This is a genomic window from Cohnella thailandensis (assembly GCF_014212135.1).
GTDB classification, from domain to species: domain Bacteria; phylum Bacillota; class Bacilli; order Paenibacillales; family Paenibacillaceae; genus Cohnella; species Cohnella thailandensis.
On sequence record NZ_JACJVQ010000019.1, the window covers coordinates 553,046 to 576,384 of the forward strand.

A 23,339-nucleotide genomic window follows, 5' to 3' on the forward strand; every position below is an offset into this window, starting at 1 on the left:
CAAGAACTTGCCTTGCTAAAAATGAAAAAACCGCGCACAGCGCGGCTTCAAATGTATGTATGTTCTTATCCTCCTCTCTGGTGAACGTGTAATTGCCGCCAAAGCTCGTTTATGATAAAATTCAATCAATTATTTGACTTTGATGTTAAGAAAGAAGGAATTCCAAATGACCTGGAGAGAGATCTCAACCCTTGAAGAGTGGAATGCCGTTGTTAATAAATCTTCTGAGCGAGGACAAGTTATCTTAAAACATAGTACGACTTGTCCAGTTAGCGCTAACGCTCTCCGTGAATATGAAGAGTATTTGAAGGATTCACCCAATAATAACGTCGACTTCACCCTGGTCAAGGTCATTGAATCCCGCCCCGTATCGAATCAAATTGCAGAGGATTTGAACGTTAAACATGAGTCCCCTCAGATTATTTACGTGAAGGACAAAGCGAAATATTGGAGCGCTACACACTGGTCCGTTACCAAAGCGCACATAACTGCCGTATTAGATTGATCCGGAATCGGTAATAGCATAATGCTATTGCCGATTTTTCGTTTTTACTTCACTAGCGCCGCAGAAAAATTTCTCAATCATTTTCCATCTAAAAATGCCCGACAACTCGGTGAGGTACATAGGGTTCTTCCAAGAACGCAATTTCTTTAGGCGTTAATTTAAATGAAAGAGCCGTTACCGCATCCTCGAGATGGGAAATCTTCGTTGCCCCGACAATAGGGGCGGTTACCGGTTCTTTGTGCAGAAGCCACGCTAGCGCGACGTGAACGCGGCGGACGCCATGTTTTTCCGCAAGATTCGCAACGCGATCAACGACCAATTGATCCAGGTCTGCCGCTGCATCGTATTTCTGTTTGGCAATTTCATCGGTTTCAGCGCGCTGCGTGCTTGCCTCCCGTGCCAATCTACCTCCTGCGAGCGGGCTGTAAGGAATGACCCCGATCTTTTCTTCCCTGCAAAGCGGCAGCATTTCCCGTTCCTCTTCACGGTAAATGAGGTTCAGATGATTCTGCATCGATACGAATCTTGTCCATCCATTTTTCTCGGCTACATGCAATGCCTTCTGGAACTGCCATGCCCACATGGCAGATGCGCCAATGTATCGCGCTTTACCAGCCTTGACTACGTCATGAAGGGCCTCCATTGTCTCTTCGATAGGCGTGTTGTAATCCCAACGATGAATCTGGTACAAATCAACGTAGTCGGTATTCAACCTCTTCAGGCTCTTATCGATTTCGCTCATGATCGCTTTGCGGGAAAGTCCGGCGCCGTTTGGTCCTTCATGCATTCGCCCATTTATCTTAGTCGCGATAACTATTTCGTCTCGGTTAGCAAGATCCTTAAGGACCTTTCCGACGATTTCCTCGCTTGTTCCCTCAGCATATACGTTTGCCGTATCGAAAAAATTGATTCCCATTTCAAGAGCCTTTTGGATAATCGGGCGCGCGCGCTCCTCGTCAAGCACCCAACGATGATGCCCTTTCGATGCGTCGCCGAAGCCCATGCAACCCAGACAAATTCGGGATACATCCAAACCGGTATTCCCTAGTTTCGTATAATCCATTTCTTTGTTCCTCCATTTGCCTCATTAAGGATCAAACGAGCGGTTGAATCGTTGTAAATCAGGTGCTGGTTTCTCGCGGTAAAACCTTAACGGTCGCAGAACGGGCTCTCATGCTAATCATCGAATCTAGATAGGGACTGCCCTTATATTTCGCACGGTACGCATTGTCGATGACGTCGTTCACCTGACCTTCGATCGGTTCAAACGAGACTTCCTTCGTCATGCCGGCGACAGTGATTCGCCCTGCCATCTGCCGGACTGCTGCTTGGTACCAACGGGAATTCTGCCCGTAATAGGCGCGTACATAGAGAGAGTCATTAACCACAACGGACCATATCCAAGTCGGGGTGCCATAGGTTACGCCGTCTTCGCGGAACGGTGAAATGTGCAGGTCATCGGCATCTTTAATCTTGAGCAGCTCTTCTTTTAACCATGTTCCCATGAATAGCTTCCTCCTTAGAACGGGTGTAGCTTGAGCAGAACATTTCCGGCAACTCTAATCGAAAAGGAAAATGTCGTTTAATCAACTCACGTTTATAATTTTAAACGGAAGCGGATTGCTTGCAATAATCACTTCTCCTCGATGTGTGAGTTACTCAACATTTCACCTAAAATTGCCGATTTACTCTGTTTCGCAGTCGATTTGGTTCCGGAATCCATAGAATTGCATTTCTTCCCCGCATGAGTTACTATCTTTTTATCGACAAATTTGTAGGTCTATACAAGGAGGTTCACGCGTTCATGTGCCCCCGTACCAAAGAACAAAATGAACTCATCCGCATGCAGCGCAGAGAACAGATCCTGGACGTCGCCGCTCGCTCCTACTTTCGCACGGGCGGCAGCTTTGACATTCGCGACGTCGCGCGCGAGGCCGAGCTCGGGTACGGCACGGTATACCATTATTATCCCAACCGGCATTTATTAATAGAAGATGTGCTGGACAGCGGTTTCGAGCGATGCGAGCAAGCCCTGGCGGAATGGGTGAATAACTGCGGCGGCAGCCTGGATGACAGGCAGCTGTTGACGTATTGCAAGGCGCTGCTCCGGCTGTGGCAGTCGGACGCCCGCGCCTACCTCGTCTACAAAATGGCGGCGGAACATTATGCAGGCTTGCCTGAAAGAGATCGAAACCACGCCAAGAGACGATTCATGGAACGGTTGTACGTTCCAGTTCAATCGATCGCCCGGCGCGAAGACGACAGCGTCGACCACATGCTTGCCGTGCTGGTCGGTTGCTGCGGGCTGCACTACTATGCGGGCAATTCCGACCTGGACGTCGATCGAATCGCCCGACTCGCTATGCAAGCTATTACGAAGGAGTCTTGATACGAACATGGTCATTTTAAAAAGCAAGCATGAAATCGAGGCTATCCGCAAGGCATGCCAAGTGGTGGCTGAATGCCATCGTACAATCGCCCCGCAGATCAAACCGGGCATTACCACCAACGAGATCGAACGCATATTCGAGGACATTATGTTGAAGCACGGCGCAAAGCCATACCAGAAGGGCTATAAGGGCTATCGATATGCGACCTGCGCCTCCGTCAACGACGTGATCGCGCATGGCTTCCCCAGCAATAAGCCGCTTGAGGAAGGCGATATCGTGACGATCGACACGGTCGCCGAGCTCGATGGCTGGCTTGGCGATTCGGCCTGGAGTTATGCGGTCGGGCAGATCTCGCCGACGGCCGAGAAGTTGATGCGTGTCACGAAAGAATGTCTTGACCTGGGAATAGCGCAGGCGAAGCCCGGCAATCGACTCGGCGACGTAACGAGCGCGATTCAGCGGCATGCGGAATCGCACGGGTTCGGCGTCGTGCGCGACCTCCTCGCCCATGGCATCGGCCGCGACCTGCACGAGGAGCCGACTTACATGCATGTCGGCAAGCCCGGCAAAGGTCTCCGCATCAAGGAAGGCATGGTTTTTACGATCGAGCCCATGATCACCGAAGGCACCTACTCCATGACAGTCGATCCGGACGGTTGGACAGCGCGGACGCTGGACCGCAAGCTGGCCGCCCAATACGAGCATACGATCGCCATCACGGCTGAAGGTCCGCAAATTTTGACTGCGCAATAAGAAAAAAAGAAGCCGACCAACGAAATGGTCGGCTTCTTTTTTTGACTGAGCTCATAATCAGCTTGTCCTCATTACTTAACTTGAACACTCCCGCCAAGAAATTCATGGCTATAGATATCAGAGACTTTATCCAGGACACGCTGCGCATATTCTGTAAATTTCAAGGCCGCAACCCGATCTTTCAACAAAAACACTCCGGTCTCATTGTGGTGTTTGCCGAGTGCTCCCTCATATAATTGGTTGGCGCCATGGGTAGGCGGAGAGGAAAAGAACTTCATAAACAGTTCAAACCATAAGGTCAGACCGGAATCTTTTCCTTTTTTTAGAGTGTTGTTAATTCCCGGGTCGACGCTGCGAATCTTGATGCCTTCCTTGGCAAGTTGCGGTGCGATGGCTTGAGTCCACAACGAAAGCGCCAGCTTTGATGTCGCATAGGGGCCAAACATTTTACGGAAGGTTTTGGGATGCTCCAAGGTATCGATCGTAAACTCCTTCGTAAATTTAAGCGCCTGCGATGAAGTGTTAATCACCGTTTTTAAGCGGCCGTTTCTCAACAGCTCCATTAATTCCATCAGAATAATATAAGGAACGACCGTCAACAATTCATAATGCAATTCGCGGCCTTGTTTCGAATAGCGCAGCTCGCTTAAGCCGCCTCCGGCATTGTTGAACAGAATATCGATCCGCTGCTCCTTGCCTTTGATTTCGTCCAAAGAGTGTCTCAAGCTGCCATAATCGGTAAGATCCTTTACTTTATAGGCTCGGAGCGATCCTTCTTTAAGTTGAGTTTGGATCAATCTATCGTCCTTTGGAAAATCCGACCGGATCAAAGCAATCACCTGCCAGTTCTCCGACAGCAGCTTCCGGGTTAATGCCAACCCGATCCCGCTGCTTGCGCCCGTAACCAGTGCGATATGTTCCCGTGGGTTCGTAATCAATGGATGTCTTCCTCCGTATTTCAGAATATTCACGTATTTTAGTCGGAGGCGGGCAGGAGGATCAATTTGCCGTGGGCACGCCCACTCTGACTGATTTCGACGGCTGAACGCCATTCGTCGAGTGCGAAAGTCCTGGCGACCGGAATCGTGAACTTGCCGTCTGCTGCGTATTGGGCAAAATCGCCTACAACGTCATAACGTGCGGTATGTAATTCACCATAGCTGGCGCGAACGCCAAGTTCAGCGGCTGCGGCGAAATCGCTGACGGTTAGGACATGCTGGGGATGCCCATTGACGATTTGGACCAGATCTTTCAATGAACCGCTGATTGGCGCGGTATCCAGGGCGAGATCAACCGGCTGCTTCGCAAGTTCGGCCACCCGTTCGACTATTCCGTCACCGTACGAGGTCACCATCGCTCCCATGGAGCGGAGTTTGTCGGCGTAAGTGGCACCGGCGGTTGCGACCACGCGGGCACCGCGCATGAGGGCAATCTGGACGGCGGCGAAGCCTACCGTGGTGCCTGCTCCGTGCACGAGTACGGTCTGACCCGACCTCACCCCGAGGGAATCGATGCCTCGGTAGGCGGTTTCGACCGCCATTGGCAGCGCTGCAGCTTGAACAAAGTCGAGTCCGGCCGGCATGCGGAACCAGTAGTACATGATCGCTTGGTCGGACGCACCGGCGCTCGATCCACTCATGAAATCGGTGCCACCCAGAACGGCATCGCCGATGGCGACATCGGTTACGCCCTCCCCTATTGCGTCTACAACCCCTGATACATCCAACCCGATTCCGCGAGGCAAAGGCAGTTGACCGGCAAAGTGTCCTCGGCACGTCACCCAGTCAACCGGATTTAATCCGCAAGCTCGTACCCTTACGCGAATGCGTCCCGGCCCCGGTTCCGGGATCGCCGCCTCCTCCAAGCGCAAGACATCGGTCGGTTCGCCGTAGTCGTGGAACCGGATTGTCCGCATGGTTACAGGGCGGGATGCCTGATTCTTCACATCTTGGAAAGTCGTATCTAAGTTATCCAATTGAATGCTCCTTTCAGTTTGTTCTGATGGTAAAGTGTTCTTCGTGATGTCAAACGTCTGAAGAGAAGCCCTGAGCCAGCCGCGAACGGAGAGTGCTCAGATCTGGGAGCCCCCTCCGTCGACAGGGAATTCAGCACCGGTCGTATAGGTGGCCTCAAAGGCTAAAAAGGCTACGGCTTTGGCGACCTCGACCGGATCTCCGAAACGCAGCATGGGGATCTGCTGTTTCATCTGCGCCTCGGTCTGTTCGGCAGCTTCCTTCGGCATCGACCTCTCTAAGATGCCGGTGTCGATTGGCCCGGGGCTGACCGCGTTGACGCGAATATTTCGCGGCAACAGCTCGCGGGCCAGGCTGCGCGTCATGGAACGCAGCGCTGCTTTACTGGCTGCGTATGCGCTGATCATCGGGATACCCAATACGTTCGTGATAGAGGTGGTGAGCACTACGCCGCTTCCTGCGTTCAGGAATGGAGCAAGTTTCTGCACGGTGAAGTACGGTCCTTTGGCGTTGACGGCAAGCAACTCGTCGTATACTTCTTCGGGCATCGAATCGAAGGGGACGTAGCGCGTGATGCCGGCGTTAACGAACAGGGCATCGATCGTGCCGAACTCGGCCTTGACCCGGTCGGCCAACTTGTCGATATCCGTCAACGATGCGGCGTCGCTCTGTACCGCTACCGCATTATTGCCGAGTATTTCGCGCGCCGAGTCGAGCGTAGCCTGGGTACGTCCGGTGATCAGAACGCGCGCTCCTTCCTCCGCTAGAAGCTTCGCCGTCGCGAGGCCAAGACCGCTGCTCCCTCCCGTGATCACGACGTTCTTGCCTGCATATTTACTTACTGGATTGTTTTCCATTCTCAACTTCCTCCCTTGGTTTATAACGATTAACCCGACAGTGTAGTAAAACCTACACTGTCTGTGCTAATCTTAGCTAAGAGGTTTGGGATGTACAACCAGTAAACAAGCGTATTCGTGGCTTATCCGACACACGTGCTTATTTGTTGTCCTTTTTTCCCGAAACGAACGGCTAACCCATATATCCCAAGAGAGAGGAAGATGCATAACATGCTCACTCGTACAGAAGATCCCCGTGTGAAACGGACGCGTCAACTATTAATGCAAGCTTTTATGGAATTGCTTGAGCAGAAGAAAAATGTCTCTTCTATTTCCGTACAAGATATCACGGCTTACGCAACCGTAAATCGCTCCACGTTCTATGCGCATTTTGAAGACAAATTCGCATTTCTTGAGAGCTGGATGAGGGAGAAATTCAAAGAGAAGCTGCAGGATGAGCTGCCTAATGCTGCATTATCCGATATAGGAAGCCTGCGAACGCTTATTTTAATCGTTTACGATTTTCTTTTCTGCACTCGTCCGTATTTGACTTTATCCGATCGTCAGTATGAACCGTTATTTCAGGTCGCGATGCAAAAGGAACTATATGACCTATTATTAACCTGGTTAAGTGAACAAGCGGAACCGACCGTTTCACGAGAGACGGTGGAGACTGCCGCTTTGATTGCAAGCTGGGGTATTTTTGGATCGGCCGTCGAGTGGAGCAGGCATCCGCAATCTAAATCGGCGGAAGACATGGCAAGAGACGTTTTGGTCGTCGTTGCTGCCGGTTTAGCTCCCGTACTGGGATAATCATTTAGTGTAATCGCAGTCCCTATAATTCCGTATGTTCCTTGACTTGATAAACGAAATAATGCCTATATGTAAAGAATAAAAACAGTTCCCAGACGCATACTACAATCCGTTGTCAAATCAGCTTAGGAGGAATCCATCAGAAATGACTTCCAAAAAAGACGAAGTAATAAAATCCGTGGCTCAATCGGGAATGGCGGCGGAAATCGCGGAAACGGTAAAAACGGAAGTTGCGAATGAGCTTTCTCCGTTAGAGAATCAGCTTAAACAAATGCAACAGATTTTGTCTCAAGCTCAGCTGTCCTCGAACCAAAGCTCGAGCTCGGCTTCGTCGGGATCGAAGAGCCAAAATTCGCAACAGCTCAACCAACTGATCGGTCAAATGAACCAATTCAGCACTGAAATTCAAAACCAACAAAAACAATCCATCCAACAGCTTCAACAGTCTATCCAACAAGCGAATCAAACCCTGAATCAAGCGAATCAAACCGTTCAATCTTTTCAAATGTTAAGCCAAATGCAGCAGCTCATCCAGCAATCCCAACAACAAGCCAATCAAATGACGCAACAAAGCTCCGGCTTCCAAAATACGAACCAAAGCAACATGAATCAGTCGACGATTCAATAATTCACAAGCGGGGTTGCGTAGGGTTACGTAACCCTCTTTTTAAAGAAAGGGAATGGCCAATGCTCTTAACTGTCTCGATCGTGATCTTATTGGCGTTCGCGTTAGCCATCGGAGTCGTTATTCGAAAATCCCATTCTAATAACAACGCCTCCGTTCCCGAACAAACTCCTTTGCCGTTAAGTCGATGGCAAGCAAAAACGGATATCGAGGCTGCTCTCGAATTTGAAGCGTACGATAAAGAAACAACTTATGACAACATGATAAATTTCGCGGAACAATACCATAACGATATCGAAAAAGCAAAAAATGAAATTCAATCAGGGCTTATTCATGTTCAAAAAGAAAATCAAATGCACATTAAAAAAGCAAACGATAAAATGCAGGATTGGATTAAAGATTTATTGCATGCTCAGCGAATTAAGCTACAGGAATTTATTCAACTATCGAACGACAAACTCAAGCAAGAAATGAAAAGCGAAATTCAAAGCGCGGAGCAACATATTCAACGCGATTTAAGGATAATGAGACAATTCGTAAAAGAAGAAATTCAAAAGGCGACATTGAAAGCATCGCCAAAAGGAATGCCAAAAATCATACCAAAAGCAACGTCAAATGCAACAACGGCGGCAGAAACTTCGATAGAGCCTAAAAAAGAAAGCCTCGAAAATCAACTAAATACGATCGAAATGACAGAAAATCAACTTCAAATCAATATTTTTAATGAGTTAACAGGTCAATTAGCCGACGCACAAAAAACAATGGCACAAATTCATGCTCATCTGGAAATGTTGCAATTGCTTCATGCAATGGAATCCGATTTTAAAAATCAGGCTCTATTCGGACACGAATAGAGCCTTGGCTGTTGGAAACTCTAGGCGCCTAGAGTTTGTTATACTCTTCGTCCGAGACGGGCTCCAGCCATTCCGGCGTACCCGCTGTGATTGCAATATGTTCAAACCAGCTGTCTTTGGCGGCACCGTGCCAGTGTTTAACGCCGTCATGAATAATGATAACATCGCCGGCTTTTAAGAACTGAGCGGGCTTCCCTTCTTCTTGGTACCAGCCTTCGCCGCCGGTTACCAATAGAAGTTGGAATCCATTGCGATGAATATGCCAGTTATTCCGGCACCCCGGTTCAAAGGTCACGTTCCCCACCCCAACGTTAACTTTAGGATCGGCAACCAAGGTCTTTAGGTAACTTTGTCCCACGAAATATTTGGCGAATGCATCATTCTTCTCGCCCGCAGGGAAAATCACGCCGTTTTTTACTTCTTCATGTTTTGCCACTTTGCACCCTCCAATTAATAAATCATTTTATTTTATTTTTCTCGCCGAATACAGGAAAGAAGCCATGCTCTCCATAATCTTGAATAAGCTCCATATTCTTTAAAGCCTCCATATCCGCATCGCCGATTACAAAATCAAGCTTGGCATTGATTCTCATGTGATCCGGATTTGCCGTCTTGGGAAGGACGACAAGACCCAGCTGGATATCATAACGCAGGCAAAGCTGAGCAACGGACACTCCATACTTATCGGCTATTCCTTTAACTTCTGCATGATCAAGGATTGCACCGTGAGCAATTGGCGAATAAGCTTCCACCAGAATGTCTTTTTTTCGGCAGAATTCAATGAGCTCTAGAGGAGTATTGCTTACATGCGCCAATATCTGATTGACCATCGGCTTGATCTCGCAGCTAGCAAGAATATTCTCTATATCGTCCTGAAGGAAGTTGGAAAGGCCGATGGCCTTTAGTTTGCCCGTCTTATAAGCGTCCTCCATTGCTTTCCATACTTCTTTGTTTTCCTCGAAGTAACGGTTATCCTCGCGGAACTCCTTCCATGGCTGCGGGCTATGGATAATTAGAAGGTCTATATAATCCAGTCTCATTTTTGCTAAAGATTCATCAATCGACTTCGTAACGGCATCATAATTCTTTGCTTCAGCAGCAACCTTCGTCGTAATAAAAAGCTCTTCCCTTGCGACGCCGCAGGAACGGATTCCTTCTCCTACACCAGCCTCGTTCATATAAGCTTGAGCCGTATCCATATGTCGATATCCGATAGATACCGCATCGCGAACGGCCTGTGCCGCTTGTTCATCGTTAAGCAGCCAAGTGCCCAAACCTAATTTCGGAATTTCTACGCCGTTTGATAATTTGATAGTTTCATTAAACATGTTTTTGTCTCCTTTACGCTTGTTCCGGAATCACTTCATTGATGCAAGCTAGGGCATTCAGTGTTCTCGGAAAGCCTATATAGGGCAAACAGTGAGTTATGGCGGCAATCAAGGTTTCCTTGTCGTTGCCCACATTCTTGTTGCCCTGCACATGAGCCTTCACTTGCCCTTCCGCGCCGCCGATCGCGCTTATGATGCACAGGGTCAGCAACTCCCGTGTTTGCAAATGAAGCCCGCCGCGCGTATAGAAATCACCGAAACAGAAAGCAGAAAGAAAGTCCTGGATATGTTTTTGGTTAGCTGGAACGCTTTCGCGCATTTTGGCGATAACGTCGCCAAAAATCTCGGTCTGCACGGCTAGTCCCTTGTTAAAACGAGTTTCCTCTGTAACTCGCGTCTGGTTTTCCAGGGGTAAGGCGATATTTCTTGCTTTGAAAACCTCATTGATCTCGTTAACCGCGTTTAGCGTTTTTGGGAATCCAAGGTATGGCGCACACTGGTAAACAGCTTCTTTGATTTCCACCGGCGTAAGTCCGACATTCAGGGCCGCGTCGGCATGTGCCCTGAGCTGAGGCAAGGTTTGGTTAGCGGCAAGCACCGCCAGGGTGATCAACTCGCGCTGTTTATCGTCCAGGTTGCCTTGATCGAACACCTCGCCAAAAATGAAACGTCCCAGGATATCCTGAAAGGCAGGATCGGTAGCATAGGCTGCCGGCACTCCGTCGCCGAATAGACGTTTATATGTTTCTTCGCTCTTTTCGATTCGATTCATAACGAAACCTCCTGCTTAAACGGCGTCTTCAAACAAAATGGACATTGATCGTTTAATCAACTCACGTTTATAATTCTATACGGAAGCCGAATGCGTGCAATAATCACTTCTGCGTATTGTGTGAATTACTCAACATATCATTCCAAATTGCCGATTATCTCAGAAGGAGATTTACCATGACGAAAGTGGATCGAAGAGTACTTAAATCTCAAGAAGCGATTAAGAAGGCTATTCTTGAACTGATGTCCGAAAAAAACTTCGATGATATTACCATCAGGGATATTGCCGACAGGGCCAATGTGAATCGAGGAACCATCTATCTCCATTACATGGACAAATATGATTTGCTTGATAAGCTTATCGAAGAACACATCGGCAATCTACGCGAGCTTTGCCATTCTGCGTCCGAGATGACCTTCCAAGAAGGAAATTATGTCTGGTTCGAGTACTTTGCGGAAAATCACTTGTTTTTTTCAACCATGTTAAACACGAAGAGCGCGGCTTATTTTCGCAGTCGATTCCTGGATTTAGTCGTCCAAGAGTATAAGGTAGAAGTAAATGTAACCGAAGGGAAAAATAAAGGATTAAGCGAAGAGGTCATTCTTCAATTTTTTGGAGCGGCGGTCGTGGGCGCAGTGGAATGGTGGTTCAGGAATGGCATGCCCATACCTCCTCTTGTCATGGCAGAACAAACGGGGATTCTGTTAGATCGGAATTTTTAATCCCTCCCTCCTTAGATACACGAAAAAGGCGCTCCAGATGGAGCACCTTTTTTTCTGTTTATCCTGTGGACTGATTATTTGATAAGCTTATTAAACGTGGTCATCAGTTCATCTAACACGTCTCTATCGCCTTCCTCGATTCGTTCAATGACACAGCTTTTTAAATGATGCTCTAGAAGCTGTTTGCCCAATCCATTAAGAGCAGACTGGATGGAGGCGATTTGATGCAACACATCGTCGCAATAAGTGTCTTTTTCGATCATTCCCTTTACTCCACGAACTTGCCCTTCGATACGATTTAATCGATGAATCAAGCTTTGTTTCGTTTTTTCGGAATGGTGACTTTTACGTTCAGATGTATGATTACATGAGGCAGACTCCTGCGGTGTCGATTCGTTCAATTAGATCAACTCCTTTGAATTACACATTAACATCCCCTCTCGCCCTAAGTAAATCCTTAACCCGTTCAAGCGTAATCCGGTCCAAGAATTTGCTGAACTTTTCTTTCCCCTTTGCATGTCCCTTATAAAATTCTATAATGGCCATAACAGCGGGAATAAGTTGAATTTCCGTTACTCCGGAACTAAGCAACTTAGCGAAAGAAGGTTTAAGTCCCTTCGGCTCGCCGCCAACATAGATGTCGAATTTATCGCGCATTTTGACGATGCCAATATCCTTGATCAACGGCTCGCTTGTACCTAACGCGCATCCGGCAAATCCGATTTTAAGCGGAGTCGGAGTCGCTATTCCCGATATTGCTCGATTCAAGCGATTCGCGACTTCAAGTCCCGCGATCTCGGCTCCTTTGCAGAAGTTACAAGCGATAAGACTTTTCGTCACGAAGCCCGCTGGATTGATCTCGAGCCCTTGTCGTTCCAGCTGATCTTTGATGGCATCTCGCCGAGAGGCGGGCACTTCCGCATAGAGCTGTTTAAAAGGCGTCAGCTCTATTTTCGTGTTAGCCTCAACGACTTTCCCGATCTCAACAAGCTGGTTCGAAGAAAACAAGCTGCCACCAAGCTGAACCGCTGGACTTATGGCGATTTTCACCGTTTCCCCCATAAATATCTTCCCTTCCTACGATCTGGATCATCAATTTACTTCCACGACGAAAGGTACTGTGAACACTTTGCCTCCATGTTGGAACTGACCCCATATCTTATAGATGCCGCTCTTGGGGAAGGACGTCATGAATTCCGCCTTCGGCCCCGTCGCTGTCGCATCCATTGGATGAACATGGAGATATTGCTCCGCATCTTCCGATAAAATAACGACATGGCCGACTGCCCCGAGATATTGCTCGAGATTACGGATTCCTTCCTTTGTCTGCGCGTCTAGAATGTTAAACGACAAGGTGACTTCTTCGTTTACTTTAGCGCTGCTCATCGTCAGTTCGATTTCTATTCCATCAACTACTTTGGTTAGGTTTGAATCGGCTTTGATCGTCTCGGCCGCATGGGGTTCGCCCTCCACATTCACCCAATCGCTGAGTATGGTGCTCGATCCTCCCTTAGGTACAAAGTCGGCAAAGACCTTGTATTCTCCCCCGCTCGGGAACGTCGTGCCGATAGAGAATTTCCCTTCCCCCTGATATTCAGGGTGAATGTGGCTAAAATAGGACAAGTCTTTGCTTATCACGATAAGGTGAAGCAGCTTTTCATGATTTAGTTCGAAATCATTTACGGCATTGCCTGTTGCGTCGGTAATTTGGATATGAATATTAGATTGTTCGTTTGCCATCACCGCTCCGGATGCAAATGAAAATGCCGCCTGATAGTCGCCTGCCGATTCATTAGCGGATACGGAGCTCTTTGCTTCATGATTCATGCCGCCGTGGCTATCCGAATGCGCGCTTTCTTTGGAGTTCCCGCAAGCAGACAAAACACCGAAAGCCACAACGCCGGTTAACATAATCATCGCTTTCCTTTTCATATTGGACCCTCTCCTGTCATTGGTCTAATTAGTGACGAACTTTTGCACGTTGCAGTCGAAGGGCGTTGAGCACTACGGAAACCGAACTCAAAGCCATCGCTGCGCCTGCAACCCACGGTGCTAACAGACCGATTGCTGCGACAGGAATGCCGAGAGCATTATACCCAAGCGCCCAGAATAAATTTTGCTTGATATTGCTCATGGTCTTGCGGCTCATGGCTATGGCATCTGGGATACTTGAAAGGTCGCCGCGCATAAGGGTGACATCGGCAGCTTCCATCGCAACGTCCGTTCCAGTTCCGATTGCCATCCCAATATCCGCCGTCGCAAGAGCCGGTGCATCGTTGATTCCGTCGCCGACCATTGCCACCTTTTTGCCTTGAGACTGGAGTTTCTTGACTTCTTCTGCTTTTCCTTCAGGAAGAACTTCGGCGCGAACGTGATCAATTCCCACATGGGCAGCGATTGCTTTGGCTGTTCTTTCGTTATCGCCGGTTATCATGATCACCTGAATCCCCATCTCTTTCAGTCGGCTTACAGCGGCTTTCGACGTTTCTTTGATTGTGTCCGCCACTGCGACCATGCCGGCATACCGACCGTCAATGGCAACGAGCATAGCGGTTTTTCCCGCCTCTTCTAAGCGAGACATCGTATCGTAAGCAGATTTCGCGTCGATCTCGTATTTCTCCATGAGTCGGCGAGTTCCGACCAGCAAGTCTTTGCCTTCCACCACGGCTCTAATGCCAAAGCCCGGAATGGCTTCGAAAGATTCGGTTGCAGGAAGTTCAACGCCGCGAGCAATAATGCCCGCAACGATTGCCTCCGCTAAAGGATGTTCTGAGTTTTTCTCCGCCGATCCGACAAGCCTAAGAAATTCGGACTCCTCGTAACTAGCCAAAACATCGGTTAGTTCCGGTTTTCCTTTTGTTACAGTACCGGTCTTATCGAGGATGATCGCATCGATTTTATGAGTTTGTTCCAAGTGTTCTCCGCCTTTGAACAAGATGCCAAGTTCGGCAGAACGTCCGGATCCCGCCATAATCGATGTCGGAGTTGCCAGTCCGAGAGCACACGGGCATGCAATAACCAGAATTGCAATTGCTTTTTCTAGGGATCCAGAGAAATCTCCCGGGGTAATGAAGAAGTACCAGACCAAGAAAGCAATCACTGCGATCCCGACAACGATCGGAACGAAGATTCCGGAAATAACGTCCGCTACCCGTTGGATCGGCGCCTTGGATCCTTGAGCTTCTTCCACGACTTTAATGATTTGCGCTAACGCGGTGTCTTTCCCGACCTTTGTGGCTCTTATACGAAGGATACCGTTCTTATTCATTGTGGCACCGATTACGGTATCGCCGACCTTCTTCTCTACGGGAAGGCTCTCCCCAGTCAGCATGGATTCATCTATCGACGATGTTCCCTCTAGAACTTCCCCATCCACCGGAACCTTGTCGCCAGGACGGATCAGGACGACATCTCCTACCCTTACTTCGTCCACGGGGATTGTCAGCTCGCTGCCATCTCGTATAACCAGAGCCGTTTTGGCTTGTAAGCCCATTAAGGACTTGATCGCTTCCGAGGTTCGTCCTTTTGCAAGTCCCTCAAACAATTTCCCCATAATGACTAAAGTAATTAAGATCGCGCTTGTCTCAAAATACAAGGATGGTCCATGGTGCATGCCGTCGCCCATGCCGAACCAGTCGATTGTAAGATATAAGCTATAGAAGTAAGCAGCCGATGTTCCAAGGGAAACCAGAACATCCATATTGGCGCTGCCATTGCGGAGAGCCTTATAGGCACCGACGTAAAACGGCTTCCCGATATAAAATTGAACCGGAGTGGCCAAGAGAAGTTGAAACCAGGGATTCATCAAAAAATCCGGGACGTAGATCCAGGAGGTAAATGAAAAATGAGCTACCATTGTCCACAACAGAGGGAATGAAAGGATGGCCGAGATCAGAAGCTTCCGTTTCTGACTGCTTATTTCTTTGCTTCGATGATCGCTTGCTTTCCGGTCTCCCTGCTTAACGATTGCTTTATATCCAAGCTTTTGGACCTTGCTTTGCATATCCTCGATGGAGACTTCACCGGGCGAGAATTCGACGCGTGCGGTTTCCATTGCAAAGTTTACCGATGCGTTAGAAACACCGGGCAACTTGCCGAGTCCTTTTTCGATTCTATTCGCGCATGCAGCGCATGTCATTCCTTCGAGAGCAAATTGAGCGACCTCGGAGACCGTGTCATCACCCGGCATCTCGATTGTTTCTTCAGCTTCCATATTTACCAACTCCCCTTATGGGCCGCTTTATATGACATCGTAGCCTTGTTCTTCGATCGCTTCCTTAATCTGTTCAAGGGAAACTTTGCTCACATCGAAAGCAACATCAACGGAATCATCTTGAAGATTCACTTTCCCTTGCGCTCCGATCTCCTTCAGGGCGCCTTCAATCGAATGAACGCAATGTTGGCAGCTCATTCCTTGGACTTTCAATGTTACGTTCGTCATATTTCCTCATCCTTTCATGATGGGTTGAATGCACTTAGCTCGCGTATATAGAATACCCCCGTACCCTATATTTAGTCAACAGAAATTTTACCCCACCCCCCTATATTTAAAATCCCAACGATGCCCGATAAATTCGATATAAGAAAAAGAAGCTTGCCTTCTTGGCAAGCTCCCCAACGATAGTCTTGTGGCTAAAGTGTAATCATAGCCATCCATCTTGCCGGAACTCTTGCGGGTCGTTAATCAACGGCTCTTCACCAGCAGCTCGACAGCTTCCTGGACCATCTTGTCCGTATCTTTATTGCCCGCTTCTAACTCAGCTAATATACATTGGTGCAGATTCTCGGCGACAATCTGCGCAATGGCCTTATCCGAAGCGTTTCGAACGGCGGATAGCTGAGCCACAACCTCCTTGCAAGACTTCCCTTCTTCCATTAGCCGAAGAACGCCGCGTATCTGCCCTTCGATTCTTCTTAGACGCGTTTTCATCGAATCCGTGTAATTGTAATCCATCGTTCACCTGCACCTTTCATATACATACCGGTATAGGTATAGTATAAGGTAAAAAATATAAGCGTACACCTATTAAATAAACAAGTTCACCTTTCCGTTCGACGCATCGCCTAAATAAGCGGCTACCCCGGCGTATTCCAAGTCGTCGATTAATTCCTCTTGCTTAAGACCCAGAAGATCCATCGTCATCGTGCAGGCTACGAGCTTCACTCCCTGCTCCTTCGCAAGCTCTATCAACTGCGGCAAGGACAAGGCATTATGTTTCTTCATGACATGCTTGATCATTTGCGGCCCTAATCCGCCGACATTCAATTTGGACAAACCAAGCTTCTTGGCACCGCGCGGCATCATCCACCCGAAAGCTTTCTCGAGCAAGCCCTTATTGGTTTTCACTGCCTTATCTTTACGAAGGACATTCAACCCCCAGAAGGTGAAGAAGATCGTCACCTCATGATCATAGGCTGCTGCACCGTTTGCGATAATAAAAGCCGCGATAGCTTTATCGAGATCGCCGCTGAAGAGGACGATCGTTGATTTATCAGCCATTTTCTACAGTCCACCTTTACTATTTATCTAAAATAGGATGTCGGCTTGGGCGTTAGACTTTCTTAACATAGAATTTATAGACGCCGTTTTCCTCCGCGTGTTCAAGAAGCTCGTTTTTCGTCTGCTTCACCCATGCCTGAAAGTCATTCACGGAGCCCTTATCCGTCGACAGCACCTCCATGACTTGGCCGCTTGCAAGACCGTCCAAAGCTTTCTTTGCTTTCACAATCGGCATCGGGCATGCCATTCCCTTCGTGTCTACAACAATATCTGCTTTTCTCATCCTTTTTCCTCCTCTTAACGATCGTGGACCGCGCAACGGTTCGGACCGATTTCCATGTCGCGCTGTTCGTCTTCGTTAGGCGTCAACTTGCCCATATTTGTCAGCCGAATCTCCTGGTACGCGTTCGGTTGCGGCGGCAAATTCTCCGTTACGGTGCGCCGGAACGTATCCTCGTCTTGAATGCGCAGCCCCGGATTGCTTCGGTATAGGTCCGACAGCTTGGCCATCACGCGGCCGCCTTCACCTAATTCGGCGACTTTGCCAAAGTGAGCAGGCAGAACGATCAATTCCTGCGAGAGTCCTCTATAACGCTTATAAAGCGTCTCTCGAAGATCCCCTACCCAATCCCCCGCTTTGCCTGCCAGGTCGGGTCGGCCGATGGATTCGATGAACAGAAGATCTCCGGTCATCAAGTAATGATCGTCTATTATTAAAGATGTGCTGCCGATCGTGTGGCCCGGGGAATAAATCGGCTGAATACGAATTAAGGTATTCCCTACCGCAATATCCCGGCCTTCCTCCAGCTTCTCATAGGAGAAAGTCACTTCGTCCGCATCCTTCGGCGGCAGCCAGTACCTAGCCCCTGTCTCTTCGGCCAGCTTTCGTCCGCCGGAAATATGGTCCGCATGCAGGTGCGTGTCGAGGGCATGTCTGATTTGCACGCCTTGCTCTGCCGCGAATCGTACAAACACGTCGGTCATACGCAGCGTGTCAATGACAGCAGCCTCGCCGTTTGAAATGACCATATACGAGAGACAGCCCTTACCGAATCGTACGAATTGGTACAGAGATCCTCCGTCTTTCAGGTCGCCGATTTTCACCGGCTCCAGATGCTCGCTCCACGACTTCATTCCGCCTTCCAGGTAGTACACGTTGGTTCGGCCCGCTTCAACCATCTGCTCGGCGATGAACTTCGAAGAACCTTCCTTCGCGCAGACCACGAGCAGTTTATGGCCCGCCGGTATCTTCTCCATCGCCTCGTCCACACCATCCAACAGATCAAAATACGGGATGTTCAGAATATCGATGCTTGCGCCTTCGATCTTCCAGTCGATAAAGTCGCTCTCGTTGCGCACGTCGAGAATGAAAAGCGGTTCCTTGTCCAAGACGATTCGAGTAAGGTCCTTGGCCGTCATAGTGTTCAATCCTGTAGAGGCCTCCATCTTACGTTTCCCCCTTTTTATTGAGCTTTCTCCGTAGGTCCGGTCCATCCGGACATGCCGGTCTCCACATTTTTCACTTTTTTGAAGCCCTTCTCCGCGAGCAACTGACAGGCGAGGTCGCTGCGGTTGCCTGTCCGGCAAATAACATAAATATCGTCGTCCGGATTCAGATCGCGGATGCGGCTTACGAGTTCGCCGAGCGGAATGGATATAGCGCCTGGAATCCGATGAAACGCATATTCGGCCGGTTCCCGAACATCGAGGACCGTTACCTTCTCGCCAACAGCGAGCTTGCTTTGCAGCTGTTCGGCAGACACGACTCTCGGATGTTTCTTCTCTTCCTTGACTTCTTCTGGACTGGACTTGCGAAGGTAGTGCTTCATAACGTCCCCTTCTTCTATAGTTCCTAAATACTGGTGGCCCGTATTTTGAGCCCATCTTTGGATGTCCGCAAGAAAGCCTTTGTCTGTTGCTTGAACTTCAATGACTTGGCCGGCCTGAAGCTGATCCATCGCCTTCTTCGTTCTCACGATAGGCATCGGACAAGCAAGACCTTTGCAATCCAGCGTTTGATTCGCTTTGATATCGGGCATATCGAGAACCTCCTTAGATTTAAATCATTTGATAGATTACCTATACCCCTATGGGTATAATAATGATGATCGATTATTTTGTCAAACAGGATACGAAACCATATGAAGAACTTAATCATCTTAAGGAACCTAAATAAAACAAAAACCGGCGCCCCGTATCGGGTAGCCGGCTTCTCTCCAAATCAATATCTAAATTAACGAACTCCAACACTTACTATCGATACCGTTCTTCATGGGATGCCATAGCGTCAGCTTTCGTTAGATGAACGGTGCCGAACGGATGCTGAGGCGGTGCATAAATGACGTAAACCTTTAATGGCTTATTGCCGGTATTGGTTACGTTATGCCATGTCCCGGCGGGGATCATAATGGCATCATCCTCAAAGGCCGAAGTCTCGAAATCCAGCTTGTCTCGGGATTTTCCCATCTGAACCAAGCCTTGTCCTTCTTCGATTCGAATAAACTGATCGGTATTCGGGTGTACTTCCAAACCGATATCGCTTCCCGCAGGAATACTCATTACAGTGACTTGAAAATGCTCCCCTGTCCATAAAGCGGTACGGTACGTGTTATTTTGTTTTGCTACTTGGTTGATGTTGACAACAAACGGTTCTTTTCCATGGTCCCGTATTTCCATCCTATGCCAAGAATTGAACCTCTCGCTGGCATTGTAGGGTTGATACACCGATGGAAATCCCATTGCGTAATGAGGATGGAAACGCATTTGATAGGGATAATACAATAGCCAAGGATACCAGGGATGCATTGGATTCGTGAAATGATTCACAGCGTACATTTTCTTTCATGCCCTCCCGCACTTGAATACCCCATCATATGCCTATTGTTAACCAAGGTACCTTGCCCAGGAATATATTACTTCAGTATGTTTAACGCTTATAGTGAAGCACTATTTTACCCTCGATCATACCTGCGGTTCGCCCGCAGCCATTTTTCCGCAGCGTCGACGGCTTCCCTTGCCCCGAACAGCTTGCATTCGGCCTCGCCTATTCGGCCGGATGCGACACGCCCGCTTCTGTCGAAGAGAAGACCGATCTGGTCGAAATCGTCCGCATCGTATTCGAAATCCTCAAACCAGCGCCATTCTCGTTCTTTTCCCGCCATCATCGCGGTTCCCTTGCGCTTCCTCGGCATGCCGGGGATCTTTGTCTCGGCCAGATGCATACAGGTGCACGAGTCGTATCCGGCTCCGAGCAGCAGCACCTTAGCCTCCAACTCATATAACCTGCCGAGCGGTGAATCCGCTCCGAATTGCGGCGTGAGCGGATGTTCGGAGACAATATCCGCGGCATGCTTGCCGTTTGCCGCGAAGGACACTTGCGGGTGGCTGGAACGCAGCGTGCCGGGCCAAGTACGGAACAACTCCGCGATCTGCCCCATCCCGCTTGTCGGCGTCAGCGCCGGATCGAATGCGGGCATCTCGCGGTAGATCGTCTCGAGCCACTCGGCTGGAACGCCTGGATTACGCCAGCCGGCTGGATCGTTCCAATGGCCGCTCTGCGCTGGCATGACGATCGTGCCTTCTTCGCCGACTGCCATGAGCAGCGCCTGAATCACGGCTTGCGGACCTCCGCATACCCAGCCGAGGCGGGACAGCGAAGAATGCACGAGCAGCGTATCTCCCTGACGCACGCCCAGCTGCCCGAGTTGTCGGGTCATGGAAGATACGGTGTTGGGCTGCCTCGTACGTTCGATAATTTCTTTTTCGCTCAATGACATTCTCTCCTTTTCTCATGTTAGCCATTGAATCATTCCTTTTCTTCACGGTTCCGGGGGAAATCGCAACTCCCCATTCCTCTCCGTCTCCCCCATTATAGATGGTAACGGGAAATGGGATGCGAGATCGACGGACTATAAGTATCATTTCAAACACCATTGCACGGAGGGATTTCTTGAAGATCCCGGTAAACGATCTTTCCCAATTCCAGCGCGGTTCTCACCATTTCATCGGCGCCTAGGGAGGGCCCTCCGATGCGAAGAACAGCATCGCAATGATTCAAGAGCCGAACGGAGGAGGGGTGAAAAATGCGATCGAAGATCTCGTCCCCGATCGTTCGCGATCCCGCTTTCTCGATTAACGGCAACGCATACCATTCGCCAAGAACAGGTAGATGCCCGGCCTCATATATTCGAAGAGCCATTTCGTTCATGAAGTCCATGTTCCGCCGGATAAGATTCGGATCGTCTCCCGTTCCAGAACGATAGGGTCCGGCGATCAGGATCTGCTGCTGTCTGAGGCCGGGTTCCAGCAGTCGGTTGATTTGTGCGTATTGTAGAAGCATGATCGTTTTTGCGTCTTTGATTTCTCCTGTTTTAATCATTTCGAGCGTCCTTTGGAAGGGGTACTCCAGCACTTCGATATTTTCCTGCTCTTCCTCGATACCGCCGCCCTCCCCTACCTTCATGCCTGACGAATATTCAGCGACAAAAAAATGCAAGATTTCCGTCACGGAGCCAGGCGACATGTAGGCTTCGCCGATTTTTTGCACATTGGCGATCCTGTAACCGGTCTCCTCCTCCGTTTCCCGGCGGATGCTGTCTTCCGGGCTCTCCTTGTCCAACAAACCGGCGCAAGCTTCAATCATCATTCCGGTCTCGTTTCCATTCATGTAAGTAGGGATCCGAAACTGCCGCGTCAAGATTACGGTTTGCCGTTCTCGATTATAGAGCAGGATCGTAGCCCCGTTCCCGCGGTCATAAGATTCCCTGGACTGGCTCGTCCAAGAACCGTTCGTCGTCTCGGTCATGTAGGTGATTTTCTTAAGCAGATACCAGTTATCCGACAATAATTCTTCGTTTACGATTCGGATCTTCGGATTCATCTTCATTCCTCCCTTTATTTGGTTTACATTTTATCGGGTTACGCAACGTCACCTACAAGCGCTTTTTGGTGGAAAGCAAAAAAAAAGGGCGTTCCAAAGGAACGGCCCGATAATCATTACTTGCGCGCGAGGAAAAAGCCTGAATCCATAGTGATCCGTATACAGCCTTCAAGATTCAGTTTGCCTTGGATATAAGCTATAAATTGCTTCCGTTTCGCTCCGACCAGTTTCTCCCTGGCATTCATAGGGGTCGAGGTCATATAGCTAAGCAGCGGTTGGACGTCGTTCACGATTAACTGATCTTCGTAACGGAAGGTCTTCACGTCCGCGAACATCTTTGCAAGCAACTCGTGTCCATGGTCAAGTTCGAACCGCTCCATAATCGGATCCAACACTTTCATTTCAGGATCGAAGGCCTTCATAATCAACTCGATCTCCTGTAGGTGACGCTTGCTCATGGTAGATGTATACAACTGAGCTCCTGGTTTCATCACGCGGAAGATTTCGGCAAGAGCCGTTGGAATGTCGGGGACATGATACAGCATATTATTGGCGATAACGATGTCGAAATCTTCATCATGGAACGGAATCGACTGAATGTCGACGACGACAAATTTGAATTGCCCTGATTCATTGCGGATTTTCCTTCGTGCTTCCTCGAGCATGCCAGGCGATAGATCGGTAACCGTGATCTTCCACGATTCGGGTATTCTATCCGCATTCTTCGACCATAGAGTTCCTTCCCCGCATCCGATCTCCAATATTCTGAGATTCGGCCTGCTGCCTAAATGCTCGAAGAACCAACGATGCCACCCTTGCTTATTAACGCCGCATTTCTCATATAATTCGATTCTCGTTTGCAGTCGGTTTGCAAGATGGTATTGCTGCACCCAATCCTTTTCTACGTGTACGGCTTGAATAAGCTCCTTAAATGCTTTCCAATCCACCTCTTCATCCGAGGCGGAATGAATCAATTGATCAGTGGCTTCATTGATCGCTTTCAGAACGAATTGCAGATCTGCAGTCTTTTGCAAAATGATCTCTCTTTGCATGCGTAACGAACTGCCCAGATTCTGTTCCTGAACACGGCTTTCCGTAACGATTCGCTTGATCTCGTTAAGCGTCAACCCGATATACTTTAAGGTTTGGATTTGTTGCAGCTTGATTAGGTCGCTCCGATTATACAATCGCTTTGAAGCTTGGCCGTAACCCGACGGCTTTAACAGCCCGATCTGATCGTAATATCGTAACGTTCTAAGCGTCAGGCCCGTTTCCTTTGCGATCTGGCCCGTCGTAAAATAATCGTGGTTCTGATCTTGGGTTCGCACTTTCTCTCCTCTGTTCCTATCGGATTAACAGGACGTTCGCCGACAAACAAGGACATCACTC

The 23,339-nt window shown here is 48.9% G+C and carries 29 protein-coding genes; 7 read left to right on the forward strand and 22 right to left on the reverse strand.

Annotated features, from left to right (window positions below; translation table 11 throughout):
* The first annotated feature begins 166 nt into the window (after nucleotides 1-166).
* Complete coding sequence (ytxJ, locus tag H7B67_RS23250; RefSeq protein ID WP_185122243.1) at nucleotides 167-505, forward strand: bacillithiol system redox-active protein YtxJ; 339 nt, start codon at nucleotides 167-169, stop codon at nucleotides 503-505.
* Nucleotides 506-593: 88 nt separating this feature from the next.
* Here ytxJ and H7B67_RS23255 read toward each other — a convergent pair whose 3' ends face one another.
* Nucleotides 594-1,568, reverse strand: a complete 975-nt coding sequence (locus tag H7B67_RS23255; protein ID WP_185122244.1) for an aldo/keto reductase — start codon at nucleotides 1,566-1,568, stop codon at nucleotides 594-596.
* Between the two features lie 58 nt (nucleotides 1,569-1,626).
* Nucleotides 1,627-2,010, reverse strand: a complete 384-nt coding sequence (locus H7B67_RS23260; RefSeq protein WP_185122245.1) for a DUF2255 family protein — start codon at nucleotides 2,008-2,010, stop codon at nucleotides 1,627-1,629.
* Between the two features lie 299 nt (nucleotides 2,011-2,309).
* Between H7B67_RS23260 and H7B67_RS23265 the strand changes: the two genes are divergently transcribed.
* Both H7B67_RS23265 and map read left to right on the forward strand, forming a co-directional pair.
* Entirely contained in the window at nucleotides 2,310-2,894 is a 585-nt protein-coding gene (locus tag H7B67_RS23265; protein ID WP_185122246.1) for a TetR/AcrR family transcriptional regulator, read from the forward strand.
* A gap of 7 nt (nucleotides 2,895-2,901) precedes the next feature.
* Nucleotides 2,902-3,648 (forward strand): type I methionyl aminopeptidase, encoded by a 747-nt coding sequence (gene map, locus H7B67_RS23270; RefSeq protein ID WP_185122247.1) that lies wholly within the window; start codon nucleotides 2,902-2,904, stop codon nucleotides 3,646-3,648.
* A gap of 71 nt (nucleotides 3,649-3,719) precedes the next feature.
* Here the strand turns inward: map and H7B67_RS23275 are convergent, their stop codons facing one another.
* The 3 genes from H7B67_RS23275 to H7B67_RS23285 form a co-directional block, all read right to left on the reverse strand.
* Entirely contained in the window at nucleotides 3,720-4,586 is an 867-nt protein-coding gene (locus H7B67_RS23275; RefSeq protein WP_185122248.1) for an SDR family NAD(P)-dependent oxidoreductase, read from the reverse strand.
* Between the two features lie 38 nt (nucleotides 4,587-4,624).
* Nucleotides 4,625-5,623 (reverse strand): NADP-dependent oxidoreductase, encoded by a 999-nt coding sequence (locus tag H7B67_RS23280; protein ID WP_245363355.1) that lies wholly within the window; start codon nucleotides 5,621-5,623, stop codon nucleotides 4,625-4,627.
* A gap of 96 nt (nucleotides 5,624-5,719) precedes the next feature.
* The gene (locus H7B67_RS23285; RefSeq protein ID WP_185122249.1) at nucleotides 5,720-6,478 is read right to left on the reverse strand and encodes an SDR family oxidoreductase; all 759 of its coding nucleotides are present in this window, start codon (nucleotides 6,476-6,478) and stop codon (nucleotides 5,720-5,722) included.
* A gap of 201 nt (nucleotides 6,479-6,679) precedes the next feature.
* On the opposite strand from H7B67_RS23285, the gene H7B67_RS23290 reads away from it, so the two are divergent.
* The 3 genes from H7B67_RS23290 to H7B67_RS23300 all read left to right on the forward strand — a co-directional run bounded on the left by H7B67_RS23290 (nucleotide 6,680) and on the right by H7B67_RS23300 (nucleotide 8,749).
* The gene (locus H7B67_RS23290; RefSeq protein WP_245363353.1) at nucleotides 6,680-7,270 is read left to right on the forward strand and encodes a TetR/AcrR family transcriptional regulator; all 591 of its coding nucleotides are present in this window, start codon (nucleotides 6,680-6,682) and stop codon (nucleotides 7,268-7,270) included.
* A gap of 145 nt (nucleotides 7,271-7,415) precedes the next feature.
* Nucleotides 7,416-7,898, forward strand: coding sequence for a hypothetical protein (locus H7B67_RS23295; RefSeq protein WP_185122250.1), 483 nt, complete (start codon nucleotides 7,416-7,418; stop codon nucleotides 7,896-7,898).
* Between the two features lie 59 nt (nucleotides 7,899-7,957).
* On the forward strand, nucleotides 7,958-8,749 hold the full coding sequence (locus tag H7B67_RS23300; protein ID WP_185122251.1) for a hypothetical protein: 792 nt from the start codon (nucleotides 7,958-7,960) through the stop codon (nucleotides 8,747-8,749).
* Nucleotides 8,750-8,777: 28 nt separating this feature from the next.
* Here H7B67_RS23300 and H7B67_RS23305 read toward each other — a convergent pair whose 3' ends face one another.
* The 3 genes from H7B67_RS23305 to H7B67_RS23315 are packed head-to-tail and all read right to left on the reverse strand — an operon-like array spanning nucleotide 8,778 to nucleotide 10,849.
* The gene (locus H7B67_RS23305; protein WP_185122252.1) at nucleotides 8,778-9,185 is read right to left on the reverse strand and encodes a cupin domain-containing protein; all 408 of its coding nucleotides are present in this window, start codon (nucleotides 9,183-9,185) and stop codon (nucleotides 8,778-8,780) included.
* Nucleotides 9,186-9,207: 22 nt separating this feature from the next.
* Nucleotides 9,208-10,077 carry an aldo/keto reductase gene (locus tag H7B67_RS23310; protein ID WP_185122253.1) on the reverse strand — a complete coding sequence of 290 codons (870 nt, stop codon included), beginning with the start codon at nucleotides 10,075-10,077 and terminating at the stop codon, nucleotides 9,208-9,210.
* A gap of 13 nt (nucleotides 10,078-10,090) precedes the next feature.
* Nucleotides 10,091-10,849, reverse strand: coding sequence for a carboxymuconolactone decarboxylase family protein (locus tag H7B67_RS23315; RefSeq protein WP_185122254.1), 759 nt, complete (start codon nucleotides 10,847-10,849; stop codon nucleotides 10,091-10,093).
* 176 nt (nucleotides 10,850-11,025) lie between these two features.
* Between H7B67_RS23315 and H7B67_RS23320 the strand changes: the two genes are divergently transcribed.
* Complete coding sequence (locus H7B67_RS23320; RefSeq protein WP_185122255.1) at nucleotides 11,026-11,571, forward strand: TetR/AcrR family transcriptional regulator; 546 nt, start codon at nucleotides 11,026-11,028, stop codon at nucleotides 11,569-11,571.
* Nucleotides 11,572-11,645: 74 nt separating this feature from the next.
* Here H7B67_RS23320 and H7B67_RS23325 read toward each other — a convergent pair whose 3' ends face one another.
* The 14 genes from H7B67_RS23325 to H7B67_RS23385 form a co-directional block, all read right to left on the reverse strand.
* Nucleotides 11,646-11,972 (reverse strand): metal-sensitive transcriptional regulator, encoded by a 327-nt coding sequence (locus H7B67_RS23325; protein ID WP_185122256.1) that lies wholly within the window; start codon nucleotides 11,970-11,972, stop codon nucleotides 11,646-11,648.
* Nucleotides 11,973-11,991: 19 nt separating this feature from the next.
* On the reverse strand, nucleotides 11,992-12,633 hold the full coding sequence (locus H7B67_RS23330; RefSeq protein WP_185122257.1) for an NAD(P)/FAD-dependent oxidoreductase: 642 nt from the start codon (nucleotides 12,631-12,633) through the stop codon (nucleotides 11,992-11,994).
* Nucleotides 12,634-12,663: 30 nt separating this feature from the next.
* Nucleotides 12,664-13,503 carry a hypothetical protein gene (locus H7B67_RS23335; protein WP_185122258.1) on the reverse strand — a complete coding sequence of 280 codons (840 nt, stop codon included), beginning with the start codon at nucleotides 13,501-13,503 and terminating at the stop codon, nucleotides 12,664-12,666.
* Nucleotides 13,504-13,531: 28 nt separating this feature from the next.
* On the reverse strand, nucleotides 13,532-15,784 hold the full coding sequence (locus H7B67_RS23340; protein ID WP_245363351.1) for a heavy metal translocating P-type ATPase: 2,253 nt from the start codon (nucleotides 15,782-15,784) through the stop codon (nucleotides 13,532-13,534).
* A gap of 27 nt (nucleotides 15,785-15,811) precedes the next feature.
* Nucleotides 15,812-16,012, reverse strand: a complete 201-nt coding sequence (locus H7B67_RS30975) for a copper ion binding protein (protein ID WP_209649166.1) — start codon at nucleotides 16,010-16,012, stop codon at nucleotides 15,812-15,814.
* A gap of 243 nt (nucleotides 16,013-16,255) precedes the next feature.
* Nucleotides 16,256-16,525 carry a metal-sensitive transcriptional regulator gene (locus H7B67_RS23345; RefSeq protein ID WP_185122259.1) on the reverse strand — a complete coding sequence of 90 codons (270 nt, stop codon included), beginning with the start codon at nucleotides 16,523-16,525 and terminating at the stop codon, nucleotides 16,256-16,258.
* Nucleotides 16,526-16,597: 72 nt separating this feature from the next.
* Nucleotides 16,598-17,071: a DsrE/DsrF/DrsH-like family protein gene (locus H7B67_RS23350; protein ID WP_185122260.1), complete on the reverse strand. Its 474-nt coding sequence runs from the start codon at nucleotides 17,069-17,071 to the stop codon at nucleotides 16,598-16,600.
* Between the two features lie 52 nt (nucleotides 17,072-17,123).
* Nucleotides 17,124-17,354: a sulfurtransferase TusA family protein gene (locus H7B67_RS23355; protein ID WP_185122261.1), complete on the reverse strand. Its 231-nt coding sequence runs from the start codon at nucleotides 17,352-17,354 to the stop codon at nucleotides 17,124-17,126.
* 14 nt (nucleotides 17,355-17,368) lie between these two features.
* Nucleotides 17,369-18,517 carry an MBL fold metallo-hydrolase gene (locus tag H7B67_RS23360; RefSeq protein ID WP_185122262.1) on the reverse strand — a complete coding sequence of 383 codons (1,149 nt, stop codon included), beginning with the start codon at nucleotides 18,515-18,517 and terminating at the stop codon, nucleotides 17,369-17,371.
* Nucleotides 18,518-18,534: 17 nt separating this feature from the next.
* The gene (locus H7B67_RS23365) at nucleotides 18,535-19,110 is read right to left on the reverse strand and encodes a sulfurtransferase TusA family protein (protein ID WP_185122263.1); all 576 of its coding nucleotides are present in this window, start codon (nucleotides 19,108-19,110) and stop codon (nucleotides 18,535-18,537) included.
* A gap of 214 nt (nucleotides 19,111-19,324) precedes the next feature.
* Nucleotides 19,325-19,906, reverse strand: coding sequence for a cupin domain-containing protein (locus H7B67_RS23370; RefSeq protein ID WP_245363349.1), 582 nt, complete (start codon nucleotides 19,904-19,906; stop codon nucleotides 19,325-19,327).
* 116 nt (nucleotides 19,907-20,022) lie between these two features.
* Entirely contained in the window at nucleotides 20,023-20,841 is an 819-nt protein-coding gene (locus tag H7B67_RS23375; RefSeq protein ID WP_185122264.1) for an AAC(3) family N-acetyltransferase, read from the reverse strand.
* A 152-nt stretch (nucleotides 20,842-20,993) separates the two neighbouring features.
* Nucleotides 20,994-21,956, reverse strand: coding sequence for a GDP-mannose pyrophosphatase NudK (gene nudK, locus H7B67_RS23380; protein WP_343069210.1), 963 nt, complete (start codon nucleotides 21,954-21,956; stop codon nucleotides 20,994-20,996).
* Nucleotides 21,957-22,066: 110 nt separating this feature from the next.
* The gene (locus H7B67_RS23385; protein WP_185122266.1) at nucleotides 22,067-23,278 is read right to left on the reverse strand and encodes a methyltransferase domain-containing protein; all 1,212 of its coding nucleotides are present in this window, start codon (nucleotides 23,276-23,278) and stop codon (nucleotides 22,067-22,069) included.
* Nucleotides 23,279-23,339 lie beyond the last annotated feature (61 nt).